Annotated in this window: 19 protein-coding genes; 13 read left to right on the forward strand and 6 right to left on the reverse strand. The window is 46.1% G+C overall.

Annotation, left to right across the window (positions count from 1 at the left end):
* Positions 1 to 136: 136 nt before the first annotated feature.
* Positions 137 to 1,747, forward strand: a complete 1,611-nt coding sequence (locus L0659_RS06615) for an aminotransferase class V-fold PLP-dependent enzyme (protein WP_235124944.1) — start codon at positions 137 to 139, stop codon at positions 1,745 to 1,747.
* 153 nt (positions 1,748 to 1,900) lie between these two features.
* On the opposite strand, the gene ytxJ is transcribed toward L0659_RS06615, so the two are convergent.
* A complete protein-coding gene (gene ytxJ / locus L0659_RS06620) occupies positions 1,901 to 2,233 on the reverse strand; it encodes a bacillithiol system redox-active protein YtxJ (protein ID WP_235124945.1) in 333 nt (110 codons plus the stop codon).
* 193 nt (positions 2,234 to 2,426) lie between these two features.
* Here ytxJ and L0659_RS06625 point away from each other — a divergent pair, with 193 nt between their 5' ends.
* From L0659_RS06625 to L0659_RS06665, 9 genes are all read left to right on the forward strand, one after another.
* On the forward strand, positions 2,427 to 2,975 hold the full coding sequence (locus L0659_RS06625) for a hypothetical protein (protein WP_235124946.1): 549 nt from the start codon (positions 2,427 to 2,429) through the stop codon (positions 2,973 to 2,975).
* Between the two features lie 10 nt (positions 2,976 to 2,985).
* Complete coding sequence (locus L0659_RS06630) at positions 2,986 to 3,294, forward strand: helix-turn-helix transcriptional regulator (RefSeq protein ID WP_235124947.1); 309 nt, start codon at positions 2,986 to 2,988, stop codon at positions 3,292 to 3,294.
* Positions 3,295 to 3,482: 188 nt separating this feature from the next.
* On the forward strand, positions 3,483 to 3,863 hold the full coding sequence (locus tag L0659_RS06635) for a DUF2958 domain-containing protein (RefSeq protein ID WP_235124948.1): 381 nt from the start codon (positions 3,483 to 3,485) through the stop codon (positions 3,861 to 3,863).
* 107 nt (positions 3,864 to 3,970) lie between these two features.
* Positions 3,971 to 4,909 (forward strand): ring-cleaving dioxygenase, encoded by a 939-nt coding sequence (locus L0659_RS06640; RefSeq protein ID WP_235124950.1) that lies wholly within the window; start codon positions 3,971 to 3,973, stop codon positions 4,907 to 4,909.
* Positions 4,910 to 4,993: 84 nt separating this feature from the next.
* Positions 4,994 to 5,620, forward strand: a complete 627-nt coding sequence (locus L0659_RS06645; RefSeq protein WP_235124952.1) for an alpha/beta hydrolase — start codon at positions 4,994 to 4,996, stop codon at positions 5,618 to 5,620.
* Positions 5,621 to 5,643: 23 nt separating this feature from the next.
* Positions 5,644 to 6,360 carry a pirin family protein gene (locus L0659_RS06650; protein ID WP_235124953.1) on the forward strand — a complete coding sequence of 239 codons (717 nt, stop codon included), beginning with the start codon at positions 5,644 to 5,646 and terminating at the stop codon, positions 6,358 to 6,360.
* A 51-nt stretch (positions 6,361 to 6,411) separates the two neighbouring features.
* Positions 6,412 to 6,717 (forward strand): response regulator receiver protein, encoded by a 306-nt coding sequence (locus tag L0659_RS06655; protein WP_235124955.1) that lies wholly within the window; start codon positions 6,412 to 6,414, stop codon positions 6,715 to 6,717.
* Positions 6,718 to 6,733: 16 nt separating this feature from the next.
* A complete protein-coding gene (locus tag L0659_RS06660) occupies positions 6,734 to 7,312 on the forward strand; it encodes a Crp/Fnr family transcriptional regulator (protein ID WP_235124956.1) in 579 nt (192 codons plus the stop codon).
* A 154-nt stretch (positions 7,313 to 7,466) separates the two neighbouring features.
* Positions 7,467 to 7,931: a PA2169 family four-helix-bundle protein gene (locus L0659_RS06665; protein ID WP_235124957.1), complete on the forward strand. Its 465-nt coding sequence runs from the start codon at positions 7,467 to 7,469 to the stop codon at positions 7,929 to 7,931.
* 63 nt (positions 7,932 to 7,994) lie between these two features.
* Here the strand turns inward: L0659_RS06665 and L0659_RS06670 are convergent, their stop codons facing one another.
* Both L0659_RS06670 and L0659_RS06675 read right to left on the reverse strand, forming a co-directional pair.
* Positions 7,995 to 8,255 (reverse strand): hypothetical protein, encoded by a 261-nt coding sequence (locus L0659_RS06670; protein WP_235124958.1) that lies wholly within the window; start codon positions 8,253 to 8,255, stop codon positions 7,995 to 7,997.
* A gap of 65 nt (positions 8,256 to 8,320) precedes the next feature.
* Positions 8,321 to 9,949: an alpha-amylase family glycosyl hydrolase gene (locus L0659_RS06675; protein ID WP_235124959.1), complete on the reverse strand. Its 1,629-nt coding sequence runs from the start codon at positions 9,947 to 9,949 to the stop codon at positions 8,321 to 8,323.
* A gap of 195 nt (positions 9,950 to 10,144) precedes the next feature.
* On the opposite strand from L0659_RS06675, the gene L0659_RS06680 reads away from it, so the two are divergent.
* From L0659_RS06680 to L0659_RS06690, 3 genes are all read left to right on the forward strand, one after another.
* Complete coding sequence (locus L0659_RS06680; RefSeq protein ID WP_235124960.1) at positions 10,145 to 11,107, forward strand: MBL fold metallo-hydrolase; 963 nt, start codon at positions 10,145 to 10,147, stop codon at positions 11,105 to 11,107.
* A 272-nt stretch (positions 11,108 to 11,379) separates the two neighbouring features.
* A complete protein-coding gene (locus tag L0659_RS06685; protein ID WP_235124961.1) occupies positions 11,380 to 11,874 on the forward strand; it encodes a response regulator in 495 nt (164 codons plus the stop codon).
* Between the two features lie 229 nt (positions 11,875 to 12,103).
* Positions 12,104 to 12,460: a hypothetical protein gene (locus tag L0659_RS06690; protein WP_235124963.1), complete on the forward strand. Its 357-nt coding sequence runs from the start codon at positions 12,104 to 12,106 to the stop codon at positions 12,458 to 12,460.
* An 87-nt stretch (positions 12,461 to 12,547) separates the two neighbouring features.
* On the opposite strand, the gene L0659_RS06695 is transcribed toward L0659_RS06690, so the two are convergent.
* The 3 genes from L0659_RS06695 to L0659_RS06705 form a co-directional block, all read right to left on the reverse strand.
* On the reverse strand, positions 12,548 to 14,845 hold the full coding sequence (locus L0659_RS06695) for a PAS domain-containing protein (protein WP_235124964.1): 2,298 nt from the start codon (positions 14,843 to 14,845) through the stop codon (positions 12,548 to 12,550).
* Between the two features lie 221 nt (positions 14,846 to 15,066).
* Positions 15,067 to 16,692, reverse strand: coding sequence for an NADP-dependent glyceraldehyde-3-phosphate dehydrogenase (locus L0659_RS06700; protein WP_235124965.1), 1,626 nt, complete (start codon positions 16,690 to 16,692; stop codon positions 15,067 to 15,069).
* A gap of 149 nt (positions 16,693 to 16,841) precedes the next feature.
* Positions 16,842 to 18,170 carry an MATE family efflux transporter gene (locus L0659_RS06705; protein ID WP_235124966.1) on the reverse strand — a complete coding sequence of 443 codons (1,329 nt, stop codon included), beginning with the start codon at positions 18,168 to 18,170 and terminating at the stop codon, positions 16,842 to 16,844.
* Between the last annotated feature and the right edge of the window lie 69 nt (positions 18,171 to 18,239).

Raw genomic sequence — 18,239 nt, forward strand, 5'->3', positions numbered from 1 at the left:
GTATTAAACTCGTCCTGTATTTCCGGTTTGTCGCAATATAAAGCGTTGCATTCGCCCTGATGTGCAAAATCTTATACTTTAAATCACTTTTGTCTGCACAACATTTTAATATTCCTTAACCTCTTTTAAAAAAGTAATGAAACGTAGAGATGCAATTAAAGATTTATCCATGCTTCCGCTGGCAGGAAGTATAATGCTTCCACAAAAAAAAGCGCCCGAAACGATCTCCCGGAATGCTGATGCAGCCGCTGGTAAGGAGATTTATCAGGCCATCGGCGTGGAGCCTATTATTAACTGCCGGGGAACATTCACCATTATCGGGGGGTCCATTGAAAGGCCCGAAGTGCGGGCTGCGATGGATGCGGCCGCACAGGTTTTTGTGCAGTATGACGAGCTCGCATTTGGTGCCGGAAAACGGCTTGCTGAGCTTACGGGCGCGGAGTGGGGGCTGGTCTCGGCGGGATGTGCGGCGGGGATGAAACACGTAACCGTTGCCTGCGTAACGGGCGGCAATCCTGAAAAGTTGATCCGCGTTCCGAACCTGGCTGGATTTGATAAAACAGAAGTGATTATTCCAAGATACTCCCGTAATGTTTACGATCATGCATTGCGTAATGTAGGTGTAACATTGATCACGGTTGATTCCATCGAAGAGCTGTCCAATGCCATCAGCTCCCGGACGGCGATGATCTATTTAATGGCTGGCGACGAGTCGATGAGCGGGCCTATGTCGCTGGAAGCAATTGCAAAACTGGCGAAGCCTAAGAACATTCCGGTTATGGTGGATGCTGCCGCAGAAGACCTTACGATTCCGAACGTCCATTTGAAAATGGGTGCGGACGTCGTGATTTACAGTGGTGGAAAGGCATTATGCGGACCGCAATGTGCGGGTTTGGTTTTGGGCAGAAAAGATTTGCTGATGTCTGCCTGGCAGGCGAGCGCTCCGCACCACGGTCCCGGGCGCGACAATAAAGTGGGTAGGGAAGAAACAATGGGAATGGTTGCCGCTGTGGAGGCCTGGATAAAACGCGACCACGCCAACGAATGGAAAAGATGGCTTTCCTGGCTGGATAATATTTCCAAAAAAGTTTCAACGATAGATTCGGTTAAGACAACGGTTGTTGAACCAAAGCAGCTGTCGAACCGCACACCACAGCTTAGGATCTCCTGGGATCCTGCTAAACTGAACATTACGGGCGAGGAGATTGCGGAGCTTTTCGGACGGACCAAACCACGGATCGCTTTGGGAGGCGGAAGCCGCGATGGGGCCACATTTGTCTCCATCACAACCGGACAAATGCAGCCGGGCGACGATAAGGTGGTTTCGGATCGTTTGTTTGAGGTTTTGTCACAAAAGAGAACGCCGCAAAAGACTGAGATGGCAGCTCCTTCGGTTTCCCTGAAAGGGCATTGGGAGGCGGATGTCGAGTTTTTCTCTTCCAAAAGCAAGCAAACGCTCATCATTGAACAGGACGGCAACTGGCTGGAAGGATCTCACAAAGGAGAGTTCAGTGTACGCGAAATGCAGGGTACAGTGGAAGGGAATGAATTCAAAATGCGCAGCACCGACCGTCAGCCCGGCGACGCGATCACATTCATGTTTTCCGGAACAGTAAAAGATGATACAATGACCGGCTCAATCTATATGGGCGAATACATGACGGCGAAATTCACGGCCAAAAAAACGAAATTCAAAATGAAACGGGAGAAAATCATGATCCCGTCTGGCCCGCCTCTGGCAACCTAAGAAGCTGTTCGCAGCATTGGGATATTAAATAAAAAAGAGATTGTTTAGTAAGGTTTATCCTTCTGAACAATCTCTTTTTAGTTTGCTAATGTTAATGATTTCAGAATGCTGCTATCAATGCTAATCCGGCACTTTTTGTTACGAATGCTGTGCTTACTGAAAATAGGCCAGTGTATCGTGCAGGGAAATGTCTTCATGCGAAGCGTCAAAAACACATTCGCCATTTTTTACAACCAGCAATTGCGGCGACTCATGCTGCACATTAAAGCTGTTCGCAATGGACATGGATTCGCTGCGGTTGTTGACCACATCCACAATGTAAAGCGGCACATCCACATCCGGGACCGAGTTTACGTCCGATTTCAACTGGCGATAGGCCATCAGGCTCGTCATGCACCGTGGGCTATGCTTATATATGATAGCGTATTCCGATGACTTATAAATCCTCTCGACCTCTTCCGTACTATTGATTGTAATCCAATTCATAATTTCAGGCGAAAAATTAACTTTAATTCAGGCAATGCTTCTACAACAACATTAACCCCGTTTTTCATTCCCAAACGATTAAAAAAGCGTTCCAAGAGCCTGTCGGTTTTTATTTTACAGATTGTGACCAATTCAAAAATCTACGTCTAAATAGGAGAATGTTTAAAAACAATGTAAACCTATAAGTTGATTTATGAAAATTAGTAATATCTTTGTGATTGTCCGGGAGAGCCTTTTTGCTGCGAAATTTCAGAAACAAGACCGCAATGAGTTTGCACGAATGTTTGACCTTTGGAATGATGCAGAATTCCTTGAAATGTTCTTTGAGGAGCATAAGCAGGATTTAAACGCCTTTTGGCAGCACGTGACTGTTAAAGAAGCGGTTATAGCAACTATGGCTGAGGCAACCTCTTTGGAGCGGAAGTTGGTGGCGGTAGCACGGACGGGGCTGACGGACAGGGATGAGACGCTTTCAGACTTGTTCAGGCCATTGCGAAATGGAACAACACGGCTGGAAGAGTTTGAAAAAAGCAAGCTGAGAGGCTCGCGGCGGCATAGTTGGTTGCGACTTTATGCTATTAGAGTGGATGTCAACTTATTTGTTGTTTCTGGCGGTGCAATTAAGTTGACCAGAACAATGAATGAGCGTAGTCATCTGGTGACCGAATTGAAAAAACTGGATTTGCTGCGGGATTATCTTGGTGATGAAAGTGATGAGTTGGAAGTTTTTGAAATGTATTAACTAGATAAAAATGGAAAAGATCAGGGAGAAGCTTAAAAATGCGAAGCAGGATATGACCTGGCTGCCTGAGGCGCAGGCCAGGCAGGAAAACCATGCTTGGCTGCGGATTTCGTTTGCCATTGGGGTGAGCGTGCTGAGCGCATTGCGGGAGCGCAAAATGACGCAAAAGGACTTGGCGGCGGAATTAAAATGTTCGCCGCAATATGTCAATAAGATTGTAAAAGGGTCGGAAAACCTGACTTTAGAAACGATCTGTAAATTGGAAAAGGCGTTGTCGATCAGACTGATCGAACTGCCTTTTCTTCCCTTAATATCCTGATCCGTAATTTGCCAGTATATCAGGGTTTTGCCTTTGAGAAATAAAAAAATTGCAAGTGTAAAATAGCGAACGATTCGCCGAATTCAATTTGGTGCGCGCGATTACTTATTAACCGTAATTTGACGGGATAGCCGTTATTCTACTCAACTTTTTAAAACGGAATCCGCTATTTTTGTGAAATGGTAAACATGATCCCGCAGAATTTAAGAGAGATAATGATCCACAACGCGCAGGAAGTTCAGAACGACCTTGCAAAGGATCATCCGCCCGTTGTGAAACTGCATTCTAAATATGGTAAGGCAATCTGGCTATTATCTGAATTGGACGCGACAAACAACATCGCATTCGGCTTATGCGATCTGGGGCAGGGGAAACCAGAGCTAAGTTACGTCTCCATCACCCACCTGGAAAGCATCAAACACGCCAAACTCAAGATCCCCATGGTAGAGGCCGACCCCAACTTCGACGCCCATTTCCCCATGAGCATTTACTTCGAAGCCGCCAAAAGTAACAAGCGTGTCACCGAAGATGAGGCGTTGCTTGCTGAGGCCGCATTACGACTTTCCTGAAACTTCCAGCCCCTCTCGTTTTCTTGTCCTAGTTCAATGTTTTGGCCCTGGCGGGTGTGGTATCTTTGTATCAACAAAAAACAAGGAGAACTAAACTTTTGGAAAACATGGCAAATACAATCAACGGAATCCACCACATTACTGCCATTGCTGGTGATGCTAAAAAAAATTATGACTTCTATACCAGGGTTTTAGGATTGAGGATGGTGAAAAAAACCGTCAACTTCGATGACCCTAATACATATCACTTTTACTACGGCGACAAAGAAGGAACACCCGGAACGATCCTGACATTCTTTCCATGGGGCAGCCAGATCCCAGCTGGTCGCAGAGGAACGCGGCAGGTTACGGAAATCGGTTATTCTGTTCCCGAAGGAAGCCTTGATTTCTGGTTGAAAAGACTGGATGCCAATCATGTAACTTACAATAAAGTGGCTGAAAAGTTCGGCGAACAGTATCTGACATTTCTGGACCCGGACGGTTTGAAATTTGAGCTTACCGTGCCCAAAACGGCTGATAACAGAACACCCTACGAAACCTCGGAAGTGACTTCTGAAAACGCAACACGCGGATTCCACAGCATTACGATCACAAGCAATAAAATTGAAGAAACGGCTAAAATACTGACGGATATTTTCGGTTATAAATTGCTTGAACAACATGTGAACCGTTACCGGTTTGTTACGGATGCAGTTGAAAACGCAGCCATTGTTGACCTGGTAGAAGTGCCTGGCGAAAGAGCGGGCCATGTAGCGGGCGGATCTGTTCACCATGTTGCGTTCCGGGTTGCTAATGATGACATTTTGATGGAATTCCGTAAAAAAGTCGTCGAAGCGGGACATCAGATCACGGATAAGATTGACAGAAATTATTTCTATTCTCTTTATTTCCGTGAGCCGGGCGGCGTGCTGTTTGAGATTGCAAGCGATAATCCCGGATTTGCCACGGACGAGACCGTGGAGGAATTGGGTACAGGTTTACAACTTCCGCCTCAATACGAACCCCGCCGGGCCCAAATTGAGAGCGTGCTTCCTAAGTTAGTTTAACGGAACGCATTTTGATTAGCCGGACCGCATTGATACTAATCAATCAGGTCCGGCTGATCTTTCATTTAATTTAAATACAACATTATGTATACGCATAGCAAGCAAATAGTAAAGGATGGAGCTGCCATTGGCGAGGCGAAAAAAGCAATCGTCATGCTACATGGCCGCGGCGGATCTGCGGAAGATATCATTTCACTGAAACGCGTTCTGAATATTGGTGAGATGGCCATTTATGCCCCAAAAGCATCTAATAACAGCTGGTATCCGTATAGTTTTATGGCGCCGGAACAGGAGAACCAGCCTGCGCTGGATTCTGCATTGGATATTGTTGATCAGGTGGTTAAGGAGATTGAAGCGGACGGAATTCTGGCTGAGGACATCTACTTTGCAGGCTTTTCGCAGGGCGCTTGTCTTACATTGGAATACACCACCAGAAATGCAAAGCGCTATGGCGGCGTTATCGCCTTCACGGGCGGTTTGATCGGTGAAAAAATTAATGAGGACCGTTACATAGGAGATTTTGCAGGAACACCCGTTTTCATTGCAACCGGAGATCCCGATCCGCACGTGCCGGTTTCAAGGGTTAAGGAAAGCATTGCGATTTTGGAGCGGATGAATGCATTTGTGACGTTCGCGATCTATCCCGGACGCCAACATACGATTTCCTCGCCGGAAATTCAGTTGGCCAACAAGCATGTTTTGGGTGCATAATTTTAAGCTAAACAAGGAAAGTGATGAAAAATAATATTTTGCACAAGGCCGATTCCCGTTTTGTGGCGGATCATGGCTGGCTTAAAAGTGCCCAGACATTCAGTTTTCACGATCATTATGATCCGCAGAGGATTCAATTTGGGGCTTTGCGGGTCCTTAATGATGACATTGTGAATGGTGGGAAAGGATTTGGCAGGCATCCGCATGACAATATGGAAATCATTTCGATTCCGTTGGAAGGCACTCTGGAGCATCAGGATAGCATGGGCAATGTGGCGGTAATTAATCCTGGGGAAATTCAGGCAATGAGCGCCGGTACAGGCATTTATCACACGGAATTTAATAAGCATCCCGACGAGCCGGTGACTTTTTTGCAGATCTGGCTTTATCCAAACAAATTGAATGTTGACCCGCGCTACGATCAGCTTGATTATAGCAAAGGCGATAAACACAACAAATTTTTACAGATCCTTTCTCCTGATCCAAACGATGAAGGTGTGTGGATACAGCAGCAATCATGGTTTCATATCGGAGAACTGGATAAAGGTTTTGAGATAAAATATTCCCTTAAACAAGCAGGAAACGGACTTTATGTATTTGTGATCAAAGGAAATGTTGTAGTTAACGGCCAGGATTTGGAGCGGCGCGATGGATATGGATTGTGGCCGGATGCAGAGGTTGACATTAAAGCTACGAGCAATGCAGAAATCCTTTTAATGGAAATCCCGGAAAAGTGGTAAAACGCGAATCTGACGTTTTGCCCATCGATTTAAATACTAAACCCAAATAAAATGGCAGATATAAATATCCTTGTTCTGGCGGACCATGCAGAAATCCTGGAAACCATGATCCGGCTGATCAACAAGAACGATCAGTGGCAGGGAACGGGCGTGAGCACATTGGAGGAAGCCAGGTTGGCTTTTAAGATAAATACATTTGATTTAGTACTTTTGGGCGTCGGTGTAAACGATGAAACAGAGTCGCCGATTTTGCGCTTATGTGATTCGGTAGCGCCGAAAACGGTCTGTATGCGGCATTATGGCGGTGGGAGCGGGTTGCTTTATTCCGAAATCAAGCACGCATTGGCGCAACGCTAAACTGAACAATTGAGGCATGTTTGAAAAAATCAATAGTTATGCATTGCGGTGCATGACGTTCACACCTGAGGATCTTGGATATTTTGATTCTTTGCTTCAATATAAAAAATACCCTAAAAAAAGCTTCCTATTGCAGGAAGGCGAGATATGCCAGTTTGAAGCATACATTCTCAAAGGCTGCATCCGCACTTATCACATCGACAATTCAGGCGCGGAAGTCACATTGCAGTTTGCGGTGGAAGATTGGTGGGTGAGTGACATTACGAGCTTCCAGAACCAGACACCCGGCCTTGTTTACATTGAGACACTCGAAGATTGCGAATTACTTATCCTCACGCCGGAAACGAAAGAAAAGCTGCTTGCAAAAGTGCCGGGTTTCGAACGGATGTTCCGGTTAATGGTGCAAAGAAACCTGGCCCAATTGCAGGAACGGCTGTTCCGGACGATATCAACCACTGCTGTTGAAAAATACCTGGATTTTCTGAACCGTTACCCCGCCATTCCACAACGTGTTGCCCAGCATTACATAGCCTCGTATCTGGGTTTTTCCCCCGAATTCCTGAGTAAGGTGCGAAAAAAGCTGAGCGAGAAATAGCCTGCGTTTACAGGCTGTTCTTGCTGGACTGATATACGGCGCAAAAACCTCTACAAATGTCACTCGAAACCTAACCTGCAAGTTGTTTGCGGCCCATTTTGAATGCTGGAACAATAGTTGATATCGTCTCGTCATAACCAAATAAATATAAGTCATGGCAAGTAATTCAGCAGTAGTCGATATACTAAATGATTTAATCCTGATTAATAACGACCGTATTGAAGGATATAAAAAGGCAACCGACGAGACAGATAGTTCAGATACAGATCTGAGATCGTTATATTCAAATTTGGCAGATCATAGCCGCGAAATTGCATCGGAACTGACCGGTCAGGTTACGCAATTAGGCGGAGAGCCGGCGTCGGGAACAATGGTTTCCGGAAAATTATACAGAACCTGGATGGATGTGAAAGCCGCATTCAGCAGTGACGGTAGGAAAACGTCGTTGGAAAACTCTGAATTTGGAGAAGATGCTGCTCAGAAAGCTTATGAAACAGCATTGGCATCGGATGAGTTGACACCCGATTTAAGATCATTGATCACAAGACAAAAGGCAATCCTGAAAGAGGGGCACGATACAATTAAGCGTCTTCGCGATTCAGCGAGAATGTCGCAATAGCATTCATCATCAACGAACTAGGAAAAAGGACCGATGCAAATCGGCCCTTTTTTTTGTATTAAATTATTTGTCGTGTTTCCGGCTGGTCGAATCTGCATTCAGATTGGACTGGTTTGAAGGGAATCCCAGGCTATCATCCTGATTATCTTCACCAACGCCCGTGGCTGCCCGGCTTTCAGCGCCACTGCTGTCGTTCGGCGTCGTTTCTGACTTACTTCCCGAGCCTTCACTTCCTTTTTCCGAATCGTTCACTGATCCGCACGAGGCGAGAGACATGCATATCGCAAAGGCAGACATTGTAATGATTGATTTTAACGCTTTCATATTTGATTTTCTGTTTAATTGGATGTTTATAAGCTCATAATAATAAAGTCATTATCGATGGCGACCTACGAAAGCTGTATCAACAGCCCTTCGTCCCCACCCAGCGTGATTACATCTTCCACTTGCATGCCGATGCGCTCAACTTCTGTTCCCAGTAGAATCGTACCCGAGTAAGACTCTTGTCTCGGCCTGAAATAAGCCGGTCTGTGGCTCAGGTTCAAAACAATCAAGAACCGCTCGTCGCCCCACTCGCGTACATAGGAAATCAGTTGCTGATCCGCGTAAACCGGCCGGTAACATCCCACATTCAGTGCCGCATGCTCTTTACGCAGCCCGATCAGTTTTCGGTAGAAATGCAGTTTGGAATACTTATCATCCTTCTGTTTGTCCACATTCACCCGCCCGGAATTGAACGGCAGGCGTAGCCAGGGCTTGTGATTCGAAAAACCGGCATTGATCTCGCTGTTCCATTGCATAGGCGTACGCGAAGGGTCACGGCTGATATTTAAATCCGGCATGTTAAGCCCTTGCGGATCCACAATCTCGTTCATCGGGATCGGCACATCGCGCATTCCGATTTCGTCCCCATAATATATGGTAGGTGTTCCGCGCAATGTCAGTAGCAGCAGTGCCGCTACTTTTGCCTGCGCACGGCCCACCCTGCTGGATATTCTGGGTTTGTCATGATTTCCAAGCACCCAGTTTGGCCAGCCTTCGGCCGGAAGCGCGCCTTCATATTCATCAATCGCCATCGCGATAGCAGGCGCTTCCCAGGGCAATGTGAGCAACTGAAAATTGAATGGTAAATGTGCGCCTTTATTGTCCTGGCCATAATAAGTGACCAGCTTGTGAATGGGCAGATATATTTCACCGATCAGCACGCGTTCGTCATATTCATCCGTCACAGCCCGCATCATGCGTACAATTTCGTGCACCTCAGGCTGGTCTGTGGAATAAACGGGTGTATAATGGTCGTATATCAAATCTTTCGGATCAAATGTTGAACCCGGGAATGGCGGATTATCACGAAGCTCTTGGTCCTTCACCATATGCCACATCACATCCACCCGGAACCCGTCGATGCCTTTATCCAGCCAGAACCGCATGACATTCATCATGGCCTCCTGAACTTCCGGGTTACGCCAGTTAAGATCAGGCTGTTCTTTTAAAAATGCGTGGTAATAATATTGCTGGGTAACTTCGTCCCATTCCCAGGCATGCCCGCCAAAAACGCTTAACCAGTTATTGGGAAGCCCGCCTTCCGCATTGCCGTCATGCCAGATGTACCAGTTACGTTTGGGATTGTCCCGGGAAGATTTACTTTCCAGGAACCAGGGATGCTGGTCGGAAGTGTGGTTTGGGACCAGGTCCAGAAGCAGTTTCATGCCTCGGTTGTGCACTTCGCTGAGCAGTGCATCAAAGTCTTCCATAGTCCCGAAAAGCGGGTGTATGCCTTGGTAATCAGATATATCGTAACCAAAATCGGCCATTGGCGAAGAGAAGATCGGCGAAAGCCAGACACAATCCACACCAAGCCATTGCAAATAATCAAGCCTGCTGATAATGCCTTGCAGATCGCCTACGCCATCGCCATTGGAATCCTGAAAAGACCTCGGATAAATCTGGTAGATAACGCCATTCTGCCACCAGAGATGCTTAGACCGTACAGATGGTTGTGCTGTTATTTGCTCCATAATCGTGGGTTTTGATCAATCAAATGCCTTTGGATGTAAAAAATCGAGCCTAAAAGAATATTGGGTGGCCATGCTAATGGTTCGCAAGGTTGTAACATTCCTATAAACATATGTATTAATGGATGCTTGTGGCATAGTTTTTAGATCGCCGGAATTATCTGGTAAATTCTGTTAACCAAAACTGAATATTTTCAAATGGAGCAAATAACGACACAGGAAAATGACGCGTTCTTCAAAGTTGCGGAAGGCGTCTGGGGGTTGACGGACATTATGGTGAATGTATATGTTGTCCAAAATAAAGAGGATAAATCCTGGGTCCTGATTGATGCTGGATTGAAATCTGCTTATCCCAAGATCAAGAAAATGGTAACCCAGCTGTTCGGGGAGGATGCGCGGCCTTCGGCCATAGTGCTCACCCACGGCCATTTTGATCATGTAGGATCCTTGAAAAAGTTAGCCGAAGAATGGGATGTCCCTGTATATGCACATTATCTGGAATTGCCTTATCTCAGAGGGAAGTCAAGTTATCCGCCGCCGGATTCCAGCGTTGGGGGAGGGCTTATGGCTTACATGGCTGACCTTTATTCATCTACACCGATTGACTTGCAAGATCGGGTGAGCGAATTCCCGGGAATCACCGCAGATATTCCGTTTATGCCCGAATGGAAATACATTCACACGCCCGGACATGCACCCGGACACGTGAGTTTCTGGCGTGAGAAAGACAAAGTGCTCATTGCCGGCGATGCTATTGTTACTACAAAGCAGGAATCGGCAACGGCTGTTTTGTTTCAAAAGAAAATCATCAGCGGTCCGCCTAAATATTTTACGTGCAACTGGCTTAAAGCCGAAGACTCCGTCGATCAGCTTGCTTCCTTGCAACCAAATGTGCTTGCCACCGGCCATGGAAAACCCATGTACGGAAAAGAAATGCAGCAACAATTGCTGGAACTGGCTTATTATTTTGAAGAACAAGCCGTGCCTAAGACGGGCCGCTATGTAATGAGTCCTGCCATTACGGACAGCGAAGGGATTGTGTCGGTGCCAAAGGAAACTACGGAGCCATATCAGTTGCTGTTTACCATTGGCGCGGTTGCTGCATCGGCGGCACTTGGATGGGCATTATTTTCAAAATATAAAATGCAAAAAAGTTACTAGGCAGGCCTATCGCTGTCTTTTTAGATAAATATTGTTCTCACAATGCCAGGATCAAACTTGGGCGGTGTGCTATGCCAGCACAAAATGCCATGAGCTGACCTGGCGTTGTGTGGAAATCTGTGCACTCAGCGACCAGTTTTTTATAGCAAAAAATCGAAATAAACCGATCAGACTCCTGTGCCAGTTTAACATTGGCTTAAGGAATGATTTTTTAGGTTGATATTTCTCAATTCGTGAGAATTCAGAAGTAAGCAAACAAGTGCTATAACAAAATGGATCAAAAAGAGATTTACCTTGTTGACGATTCGGAGGATCACAGATATCTGGTCCGGACAATCTTTAAAAAATTTCTTCCCAACTACCACGTGCGTTTCTTCCAGGGTGGCAGTGAATTGTACCAATTCCTCATCTTACAATCATCCCCGGATTACGCTGGCAGGCTCCCTGCATTAATTATCCTTGATCAGCAAATGCCAGCCATCAGCGGGCTCGAAGTGCTGAAATTATTGCGGCGGACCCCGGATAATGCAAAAACCAAATGGAAAACAATGCCAATAGTCATTCTGAGTAATGATAATTCAAATGACATTGTCAATAAATGCTATCTGGCGGGCGCAAACTCATTTTTTGTGAAACCACTCGAATTTGAAGAACTGCGGTACATGCTGGAAACGATCTGTCATTATTGGATGGACTACAACAGGCTACCCGAAGTGAGCCAGAAACAAGCTGAACAAAAGCCAACTGCACTGGATCATGACGAGTAATTCGCAGTCTGATCCGGCACATTCGAATGCGTTTACACACATCCGGGATTCCGGAATTGAATAGCACATTCAGCTTTGTAAATCGCAGCAGGTAAATGTGCCCGGCATGGCTGCGTATTATTACCTAATCGGTTGCCATTTAATAATTTAGAAACCGTTTGATAACACAAATTCGCGGATTACGGCTCAATTTGGGTTATTTTTGACATTATACAAAACTAGTAAAACCGTGGAAAGCAATAGAGAAATCGGCGCGACGATTATATTATTTGGGATGATAATTTTCTGGGTTTATTCCAGCATCCGGAAAAATCAAAAAGCAAAACAGAAGCAAAAAATCTTACGTAAAGGCATCCAGGCGAATGCAACGGTCCTGAACATTAAACCAACCGGCGAGTATTCCAACAATTTGCCCGAATATCAAATGAAAGTCAAAATCCAGCATCCAAAAGGCACGGACTTTGTCGCAGAGGTTACAGAAACATTGTCCTATTCCAAATACGACGCCATGAAGCAAGGCAGCCAGGTTTTGGTAAAATATGACCCGGACTATTACAAGCGGGTAATTTTCTTACAAACTGCCTGATAAATCAAAAGAGATTATAAATCACACACCTATTCGCAATTTATTGCGGCTTTTTCAAGGCAACTTCCGGTTATCCGGCGGTTGCCTTTATTTTTTCCGGTAAGCCGCGATTTTTGTGTATAACTCGTTGGGGGTAAAAGGTTTGCTAATGTAATCGTTCATCCCTACACGAAAGGCAATGTCTTTAATGTCGAGCATTGCTGACGCGGTGAGCGCAATGATCGGGAGCCGCGCATATTTCGGGTCTGGCAGATAGCGGATTTTGGCTGTGGCTTCGTAACCGTCCATTTCGGGCATTTGTAAATCCATCAAAACAAGATCATAGTCGTTTTGCTGGACGATTTCATAGGCAATGAGTCCGTTCTCGGCTACGTCGTACTCGATTTCCCATTGCTTCATGAAGTTTTTCATCAGGAAAATATTCACCGCATTGTCTTCAACAATCAGCACTCTCATGCCTTTCAGACTTTTGTTGTTGGTGATCAAGTGGCTTGTTTGTTCCTGGACCGGCTTTTCGCTTATTTTAAATGTCAGGCTAAAATAAAATGCGGAGCCTTCTCCGGGATTGCTGCGGAGGTTTATTGTGCTTTTCTGTAATTCCAGTAACCTTTTGGTAATGGTAAGGCCAAGGCCCGAGCCTCCGTACTTTCTTGTGGTGTCCGAGGTTGCCTGCGTAAAGCTGTCAAAGATATTATCTACCTTTTCGGGTGGAATGCCTATTCCTGTATCTTTTATTTCAAAATCAATGGTTACTGAATCCGCATTGCGGTTTGCTATGGAGGCAGAAACAGTTACCTGGCCAACCTCAGTAAATTTCACAGCGTTGCTAACCAGGTTGGTCAGGATCTGGCCGAGCCGCACCGGGTCACCAATTACATTTAAATTCAGGGCTTTGTCTGCATTCAGCACAAGCGAGATGCCTTTTTCATCGGCTTTTTGAATGTTACCGGAGCGAATGTTTTCGAGTAATACGAAAATGTTGAAATCCACTTCTTCAAACTCAATTTTCCCCGCTTCTATTTTGCTGAAATCCAGAATGTCATTGATGAGCACAAGCAGGTTTTCGGCTGAAAATTTCAGGATATTCAGATATTCCATCTGCTCCGGCTTCGGATCGTGTTGCAGCAGCAAGTGCGTGAAACCGATCACCGCGTTCATAGGTGTGCGTATCTCATGGCTCATTGTCGACAAAAACTGGGATTTAGCAACGGCAGCCATTTCAGCTTGCTCTTTCGCCTTAATCAGTTCCTGCTCATTTTTCTTTTGCGCATCAATGTCCATAATGGCACCGTAAAGCTTTACTACCCGTCCGGTTTGATCTACAAAAGGTTTTCCAATGGCATGAATAAACTTGATCTTCCCATCCGGAAGCACAATTCTCAGGTCAAAACTCGCTGGGCTGAGATTGTTCACCGCGTCCTTGATATGCGAGATGTATAAATGCATATCATCCGGATGGATCATTTTAGAGAAGAGCTCGGTATTCGGGCCCGCAGAATTGGGTTCCAGGCCAAAGATGCGGAATGCTTCATCGGACCAGTAATTCTGCTTCGTTACCAGGTCTGCTTCCCAGCTTCCGCTGTGTGTAAGTTGTTGTGATTCAGCGAGCATTGCCTCATTTCGCCTGATGACCTCTTCGGCATTTTTCCTGTGGCTGATATCGTGCCAAACCACCAGCAACACCAGTTTATCATCTACATGCACCGGATTAAGCGTCACTTCAACAGGAAATTCGTCTCCATCGAGGCGCTTATGGATCCATTCGAAGCGGTTATAGCCGGTTTCGTGCGCAATGCGGTCCATTTCCAGTGACTTCTCTTCGGAGCGCCGTCCGTCGGGCTGGAATTCGGGTGAAAATTTTGCGGGATGGATCGAGAGCAGTTCACTTTTATCACGGCAGCGCAGCATGGTTACGGCGGCCTTATTGCAATCTATAATTCCTTTGTCGTCAATTAATAAGTGCGCATCCGTTGAACGTTCGAAAACGACACTCAGCTTTTCCCGGAGAGAATAACGCTCGTGAATGTCTGTAACGGAGCCCACCATTCTTGCTGGTTTTCCATCGATAAACTTCGCGTTTCCGCAACATTCGAAATATCGGTAACCCTTATATTTTGTGCGCAGCCTGATCTGCACATTATAAGGAATGTTCTGTTCAAGTTGCGCGTCTATTGCGCTGGCAACAATGCCCCGGTCGTCGGGGTGGACGAGCATATTAACAAAATTCTCATAACCCGGTGTAATTTCATTCGGCTGATATTCAAGCAATTCGAAAAACCGGTCTGACCACGTCTGCTTGTTTGTATCGAAATCCCAATCCCATATTCCGGCGTTTATACCGGAAATCACCATTTCCAAAGACTCGATTGTAAATGCTGAACTCATTAGCTAACCTGTTCCATTATTTTTATAAAATTAAGCTAATTTATATGGCAATGATACTGTATTAAGGGTGAATTTGTAAAACTAGTTTGAATAAAATCTTCCTGCGAACATCGCTTTTGCCGTCACTATTTATATCAAAAACCGCAGCAGATCGTCCAAACATTCGTTATGGCATCTGCTGCGGTTATTTCAGAAAAGCTCAGTTCCGAAAAGTAATTTATTTAAAAAATAAATTTGGTGCTCAGGAAGTTGGAAGTATCCTCGTGAACGATTTCGTTGATCAGCTGTTTGTTCGCTTCATTCATTTTAAATGCAACGAGTGAGCGGATCGAGAACGAACGGATCGCGTCGGCGACTGATAATGTTCCTTCCGCGCTGTCTTTACGTCCGGTGAAAGGAAACACATCCGGGCCACGCTGGCATTGGCTGTTGACATTCACACGGCTCACCTGGTTTACCAGAGGATCGATCAGCGAAGCAACCTCATCTGCATTGTTACTGAAAATACTCACCTGCTGGCCGTGGGTTGATTCGATCAGATATTCAATCGTTTCTTCCAGATCATCAAAAGGCACAACCGGCACGATCGGCCCGAATTGTTCTTCATAATAGAGCTTCATTTTATCATTTACAGGATAAACGACCGCCGGATAAAAGAAAGAGCCTTCCGAACTTCCGCCGTTTTCGTTCATGATCTGCGCACCATGTTCAAGCGCATCCGTGATGCAGCCGTTCAGATATTCGATTTTGTTGGTTTCGGGCAGGGGCGTAAGAGCGACCCCTTTTTCCCAGGGCATACCAAATTTCAATTCACCAACCGCAGCGCTGAGTTCTTTCAGGAACTGGTCGGCAATGCTCCTGTGCACCCAAACGATCTTCAAAGCCGTGCAACGCTGGCCGTTGAAGGAAAGCGAACCGGTAATGATCTCTTTTACAGCCAGGTTAATGTCCGCATGAGGCGTAACAATCGCCGCATTTTTCGCATCCAGACCCAGAACAGCACGTAAGCGGTTCACTTTCGGGTGGGATTTTTTCAGTTCATTGGCCACTTTGCTGGAACCGATCAGCGTAAGCACATTGATCTTCCCGGATTGCATTAGTCCCGGAACAATGGCATTACCACGACCATAAATCACATTCACGACGCCTTTTGGAAAGCTGTTCATGAATGCTTCCTGCAAAGGATAATGCAGCAATGTCCCGAATTTCGGAGGCTTGAAAAGTATGGTGTTGCCCATGATCAATGCGGGGATCAGGGTCGTGAATGTTTCGTTTAACGGATAATTAAATGGTCCCATACAAAGCACCACGCCTAGCGGCGAGCGTCTTACCTGCGCTGCGATGCCATCCACAATGTCAAAACCGGAAGAATCGCGGTCCAGGTTTTTCAGGGAATCTATCGTTGCATAAATGTATTCAATGGTCCGGTCAAACTCCTTGGCCGAATCGGCAAAAGATTTACCGATTTCCCACATAATGAGTTTCACGATAATGTCCTTTTGCTCAATCATTTTGCCTGTAAACTGCTCCACACGGTGGATCCTCTCGGCAACACTCATCGTGGGCCATTCGCCGCGGCCATTGTTATAAGCAGCAACGGCAGCATCCAGGGAAGCAGCGGCTTCTTCGGCCGTGCATATTGGGTAACTGCCGATTAGTTTTCGTTCCAGCCCGTTTTCGGTTTTAATGCAGACAGGTGAGTAAACCTCGTGCACGGGACCATCCCAGGTCTTCATTTCGCCATTGCTCAGATACTCCCGCTGATGGATCAGTGAGGGTAACAGGAACTCCGCGGGAATGTCTTTTTCTTCGACAAAGATGTTTTTTAATGTGGAATTGAAATCCATTGAGTCATTTTTTATTGTGGAACCGTAACATTTTAAACACACTGGGATGATGACGAGATTTTGCCATGTCATCCCTAATACCAAAACAAACTTAGCGGAACTTACAATTCTTTAATGGATTGATTTCGACCTAAAATGACTTAAAATTGTCAAATATTACGCTGCTTCGTCATTTTGAAGAAACGGGTAATTAAAAAGATCGAAGCCATCGTCAGCCCGAGGATTAATCCCAGCCACATGCCCACGGCACCCATCTCGAAATGAAATGCGAACAGATAACCAACCGGGATTCCAATAACCCAATAGGCAATGCCAATGAGGAAGGTCGGCGTTTTTACATCCTTAATCCCCCGCAAAAGTCCGGCACCGATCGCCTGGGTGCTGTCGGAGATCTGGAACACGGCGGCAAACAGCAGGAGAAGGGCAGCAAGCGCCAGAACTTCTGTGTTTTTATTGAACAGTGTAGGGATCTGGAACCTGAAAGCGGCAAACAGGATCGCGCAGAGCGTTCCGTAGATCAATGCTGTCAGAATGGTGCTTTTGCCGATAACGAATATTTTGAACCAATCTTTCCTGCCCAGTGCATTGCTTACGCGGATGGAACCGGCCTGCGCCAGGCCCATAGATACCATAAATGTGAGCGAAGCGCTGCTTAATGCAATTTGGTGCGCAGCTTGCGCCACCGCACCCAATGTGCCTATAATAATCCCGGAAACGGCAAAAGCGCCGGCCTCCATGCCAATTTGCAAGCTGCTCGGAACGCCTATATGCAGCAATTCCCGCCAGGTTTTTGCTTTAAATTTCCATTGACTGCTGCTTACGGCAATATATCGGGAGAATGTTTTATGTTTCAAAACAACAGCAGCCAGTGCCAAGAACATGCACGTCCGCGTGATCAATGTAGCCCAGCCTGCGCCTTCGAGTTCTAGCCGAGGGAAGCCCCAGTTGCCATAGATAAGGAGCCAGTTGAGCAAAATGTTCAGCGGCATCCCGGCGAGCGACAGGATCATGGCAGTTCGGGTGTATTCGAGCCCGTCCGCAAATTGTTTCAGCGTCATGAAAAGCAGCATGGGAATGATGGACAAGCCCATTAATTTCATAAAAGGGATCGCCAGCTCCACCACTTCGGGATCCTGTCCCAGGTTATGCAGCAAGCCTTTTCCAAAAACCAGCGTCAGGGAAATCGCTACGGCCGTTAATGCACAAAGGCAAAAGCCATTGAACAAATAATGAGAAACCAGCTGAGAATCGCGGCGTCCATTTGCGAGGGAAACCATTTGGGAAACCGAAATGGTCATGCCTATGCCGATCACAAATGGAATGTTCATGGCATTAATGACCAGGGCGGCGGCGGCAAGTTGCTTGTAACTAATCGCGCCGACCATGGCGCTATCGATCAGGTGGAGGGCCATTTGGGCGAGTTCTCCGATAATGATAGGTAAAGCTAATTTTAATGTTTGTGATGCTTCGGTTTTCATGGAACGCTAACAGATGCTAAAAAAAGACTGCAAAGGTAAATAACCGATCCGGATAAACTTTGATTCGCT

It is taken from the genome of Dyadobacter sp. CY347, from assembly GCF_021502655.1.
Taxonomy (GTDB): Bacteria; Bacteroidota; Bacteroidia; order Cytophagales; family Spirosomataceae; genus Dyadobacter.

Coding starts and splice junctions, on each gene's coding strand:
- L0659_RS06650 (WP_235124953.1), top strand. CDS start 5,644: ATGAAAAATAATATTTTGCACAAGGCCGATTCCCGTTTTGTGGCGGAT.
- L0659_RS06670 (WP_235124958.1), bottom strand. CDS start 8,255: ATGAAAGCGTTAAAATCAATCATTACAATGTCTGCCTTTGCGATATGC.
- L0659_RS06635 (WP_235124948.1), top strand. CDS start 3,483: ATGATCCCGCAGAATTTAAGAGAGATAATGATCCACAACGCGCAGGAA.
- L0659_RS06655 (WP_235124955.1), top strand. CDS start 6,412: ATGGCAGATATAAATATCCTTGTTCTGGCGGACCATGCAGAAATCCTG.
- L0659_RS06660 (WP_235124956.1), top strand. CDS start 6,734: ATGTTTGAAAAAATCAATAGTTATGCATTGCGGTGCATGACGTTCACA.
- L0659_RS06705 (WP_235124966.1), bottom strand. CDS start 18,170: ATGAAAACCGAAGCATCACAAACATTAAAATTAGCTTTACCTATCATT.
- L0659_RS06665 (WP_235124957.1), top strand. CDS start 7,467: ATGGCAAGTAATTCAGCAGTAGTCGATATACTAAATGATTTAATCCTG.
- L0659_RS06700 (WP_235124965.1), bottom strand. CDS start 16,692: ATGGATTTCAATTCCACATTAAAAAACATCTTTGTCGAAGAAAAAGAC.
- L0659_RS06645 (WP_235124952.1), top strand. CDS start 4,994: ATGTATACGCATAGCAAGCAAATAGTAAAGGATGGAGCTGCCATTGGC.
- L0659_RS06625 (WP_235124946.1), top strand. CDS start 2,427: ATGAAAATTAGTAATATCTTTGTGATTGTCCGGGAGAGCCTTTTTGCT.
- L0659_RS06615 (WP_235124944.1), top strand. CDS start 137: ATGAAACGTAGAGATGCAATTAAAGATTTATCCATGCTTCCGCTGGCA.
- L0659_RS06640 (WP_235124950.1), top strand. CDS start 3,971: ATGGCAAATACAATCAACGGAATCCACCACATTACTGCCATTGCTGGT.
- L0659_RS06680 (WP_235124960.1), top strand. CDS start 10,145: ATGGAGCAAATAACGACACAGGAAAATGACGCGTTCTTCAAAGTTGCG.
- L0659_RS06630 (WP_235124947.1), top strand. CDS start 2,986: ATGGAAAAGATCAGGGAGAAGCTTAAAAATGCGAAGCAGGATATGACC.
- L0659_RS06675 (WP_235124959.1), bottom strand. CDS start 9,949: ATGGAGCAAATAACAGCACAACCATCTGTACGGTCTAAGCATCTCTGG.
- ytxJ (WP_235124945.1), bottom strand. CDS start 2,233: ATGAATTGGATTACAATCAATAGTACGGAAGAGGTCGAGAGGATTTAT.
- L0659_RS06685 (WP_235124961.1), top strand. CDS start 11,380: ATGGATCAAAAAGAGATTTACCTTGTTGACGATTCGGAGGATCACAGA.
- L0659_RS06695 (WP_235124964.1), bottom strand. CDS start 14,845: ATGAGTTCAGCATTTACAATCGAGTCTTTGGAAATGGTGATTTCCGGT.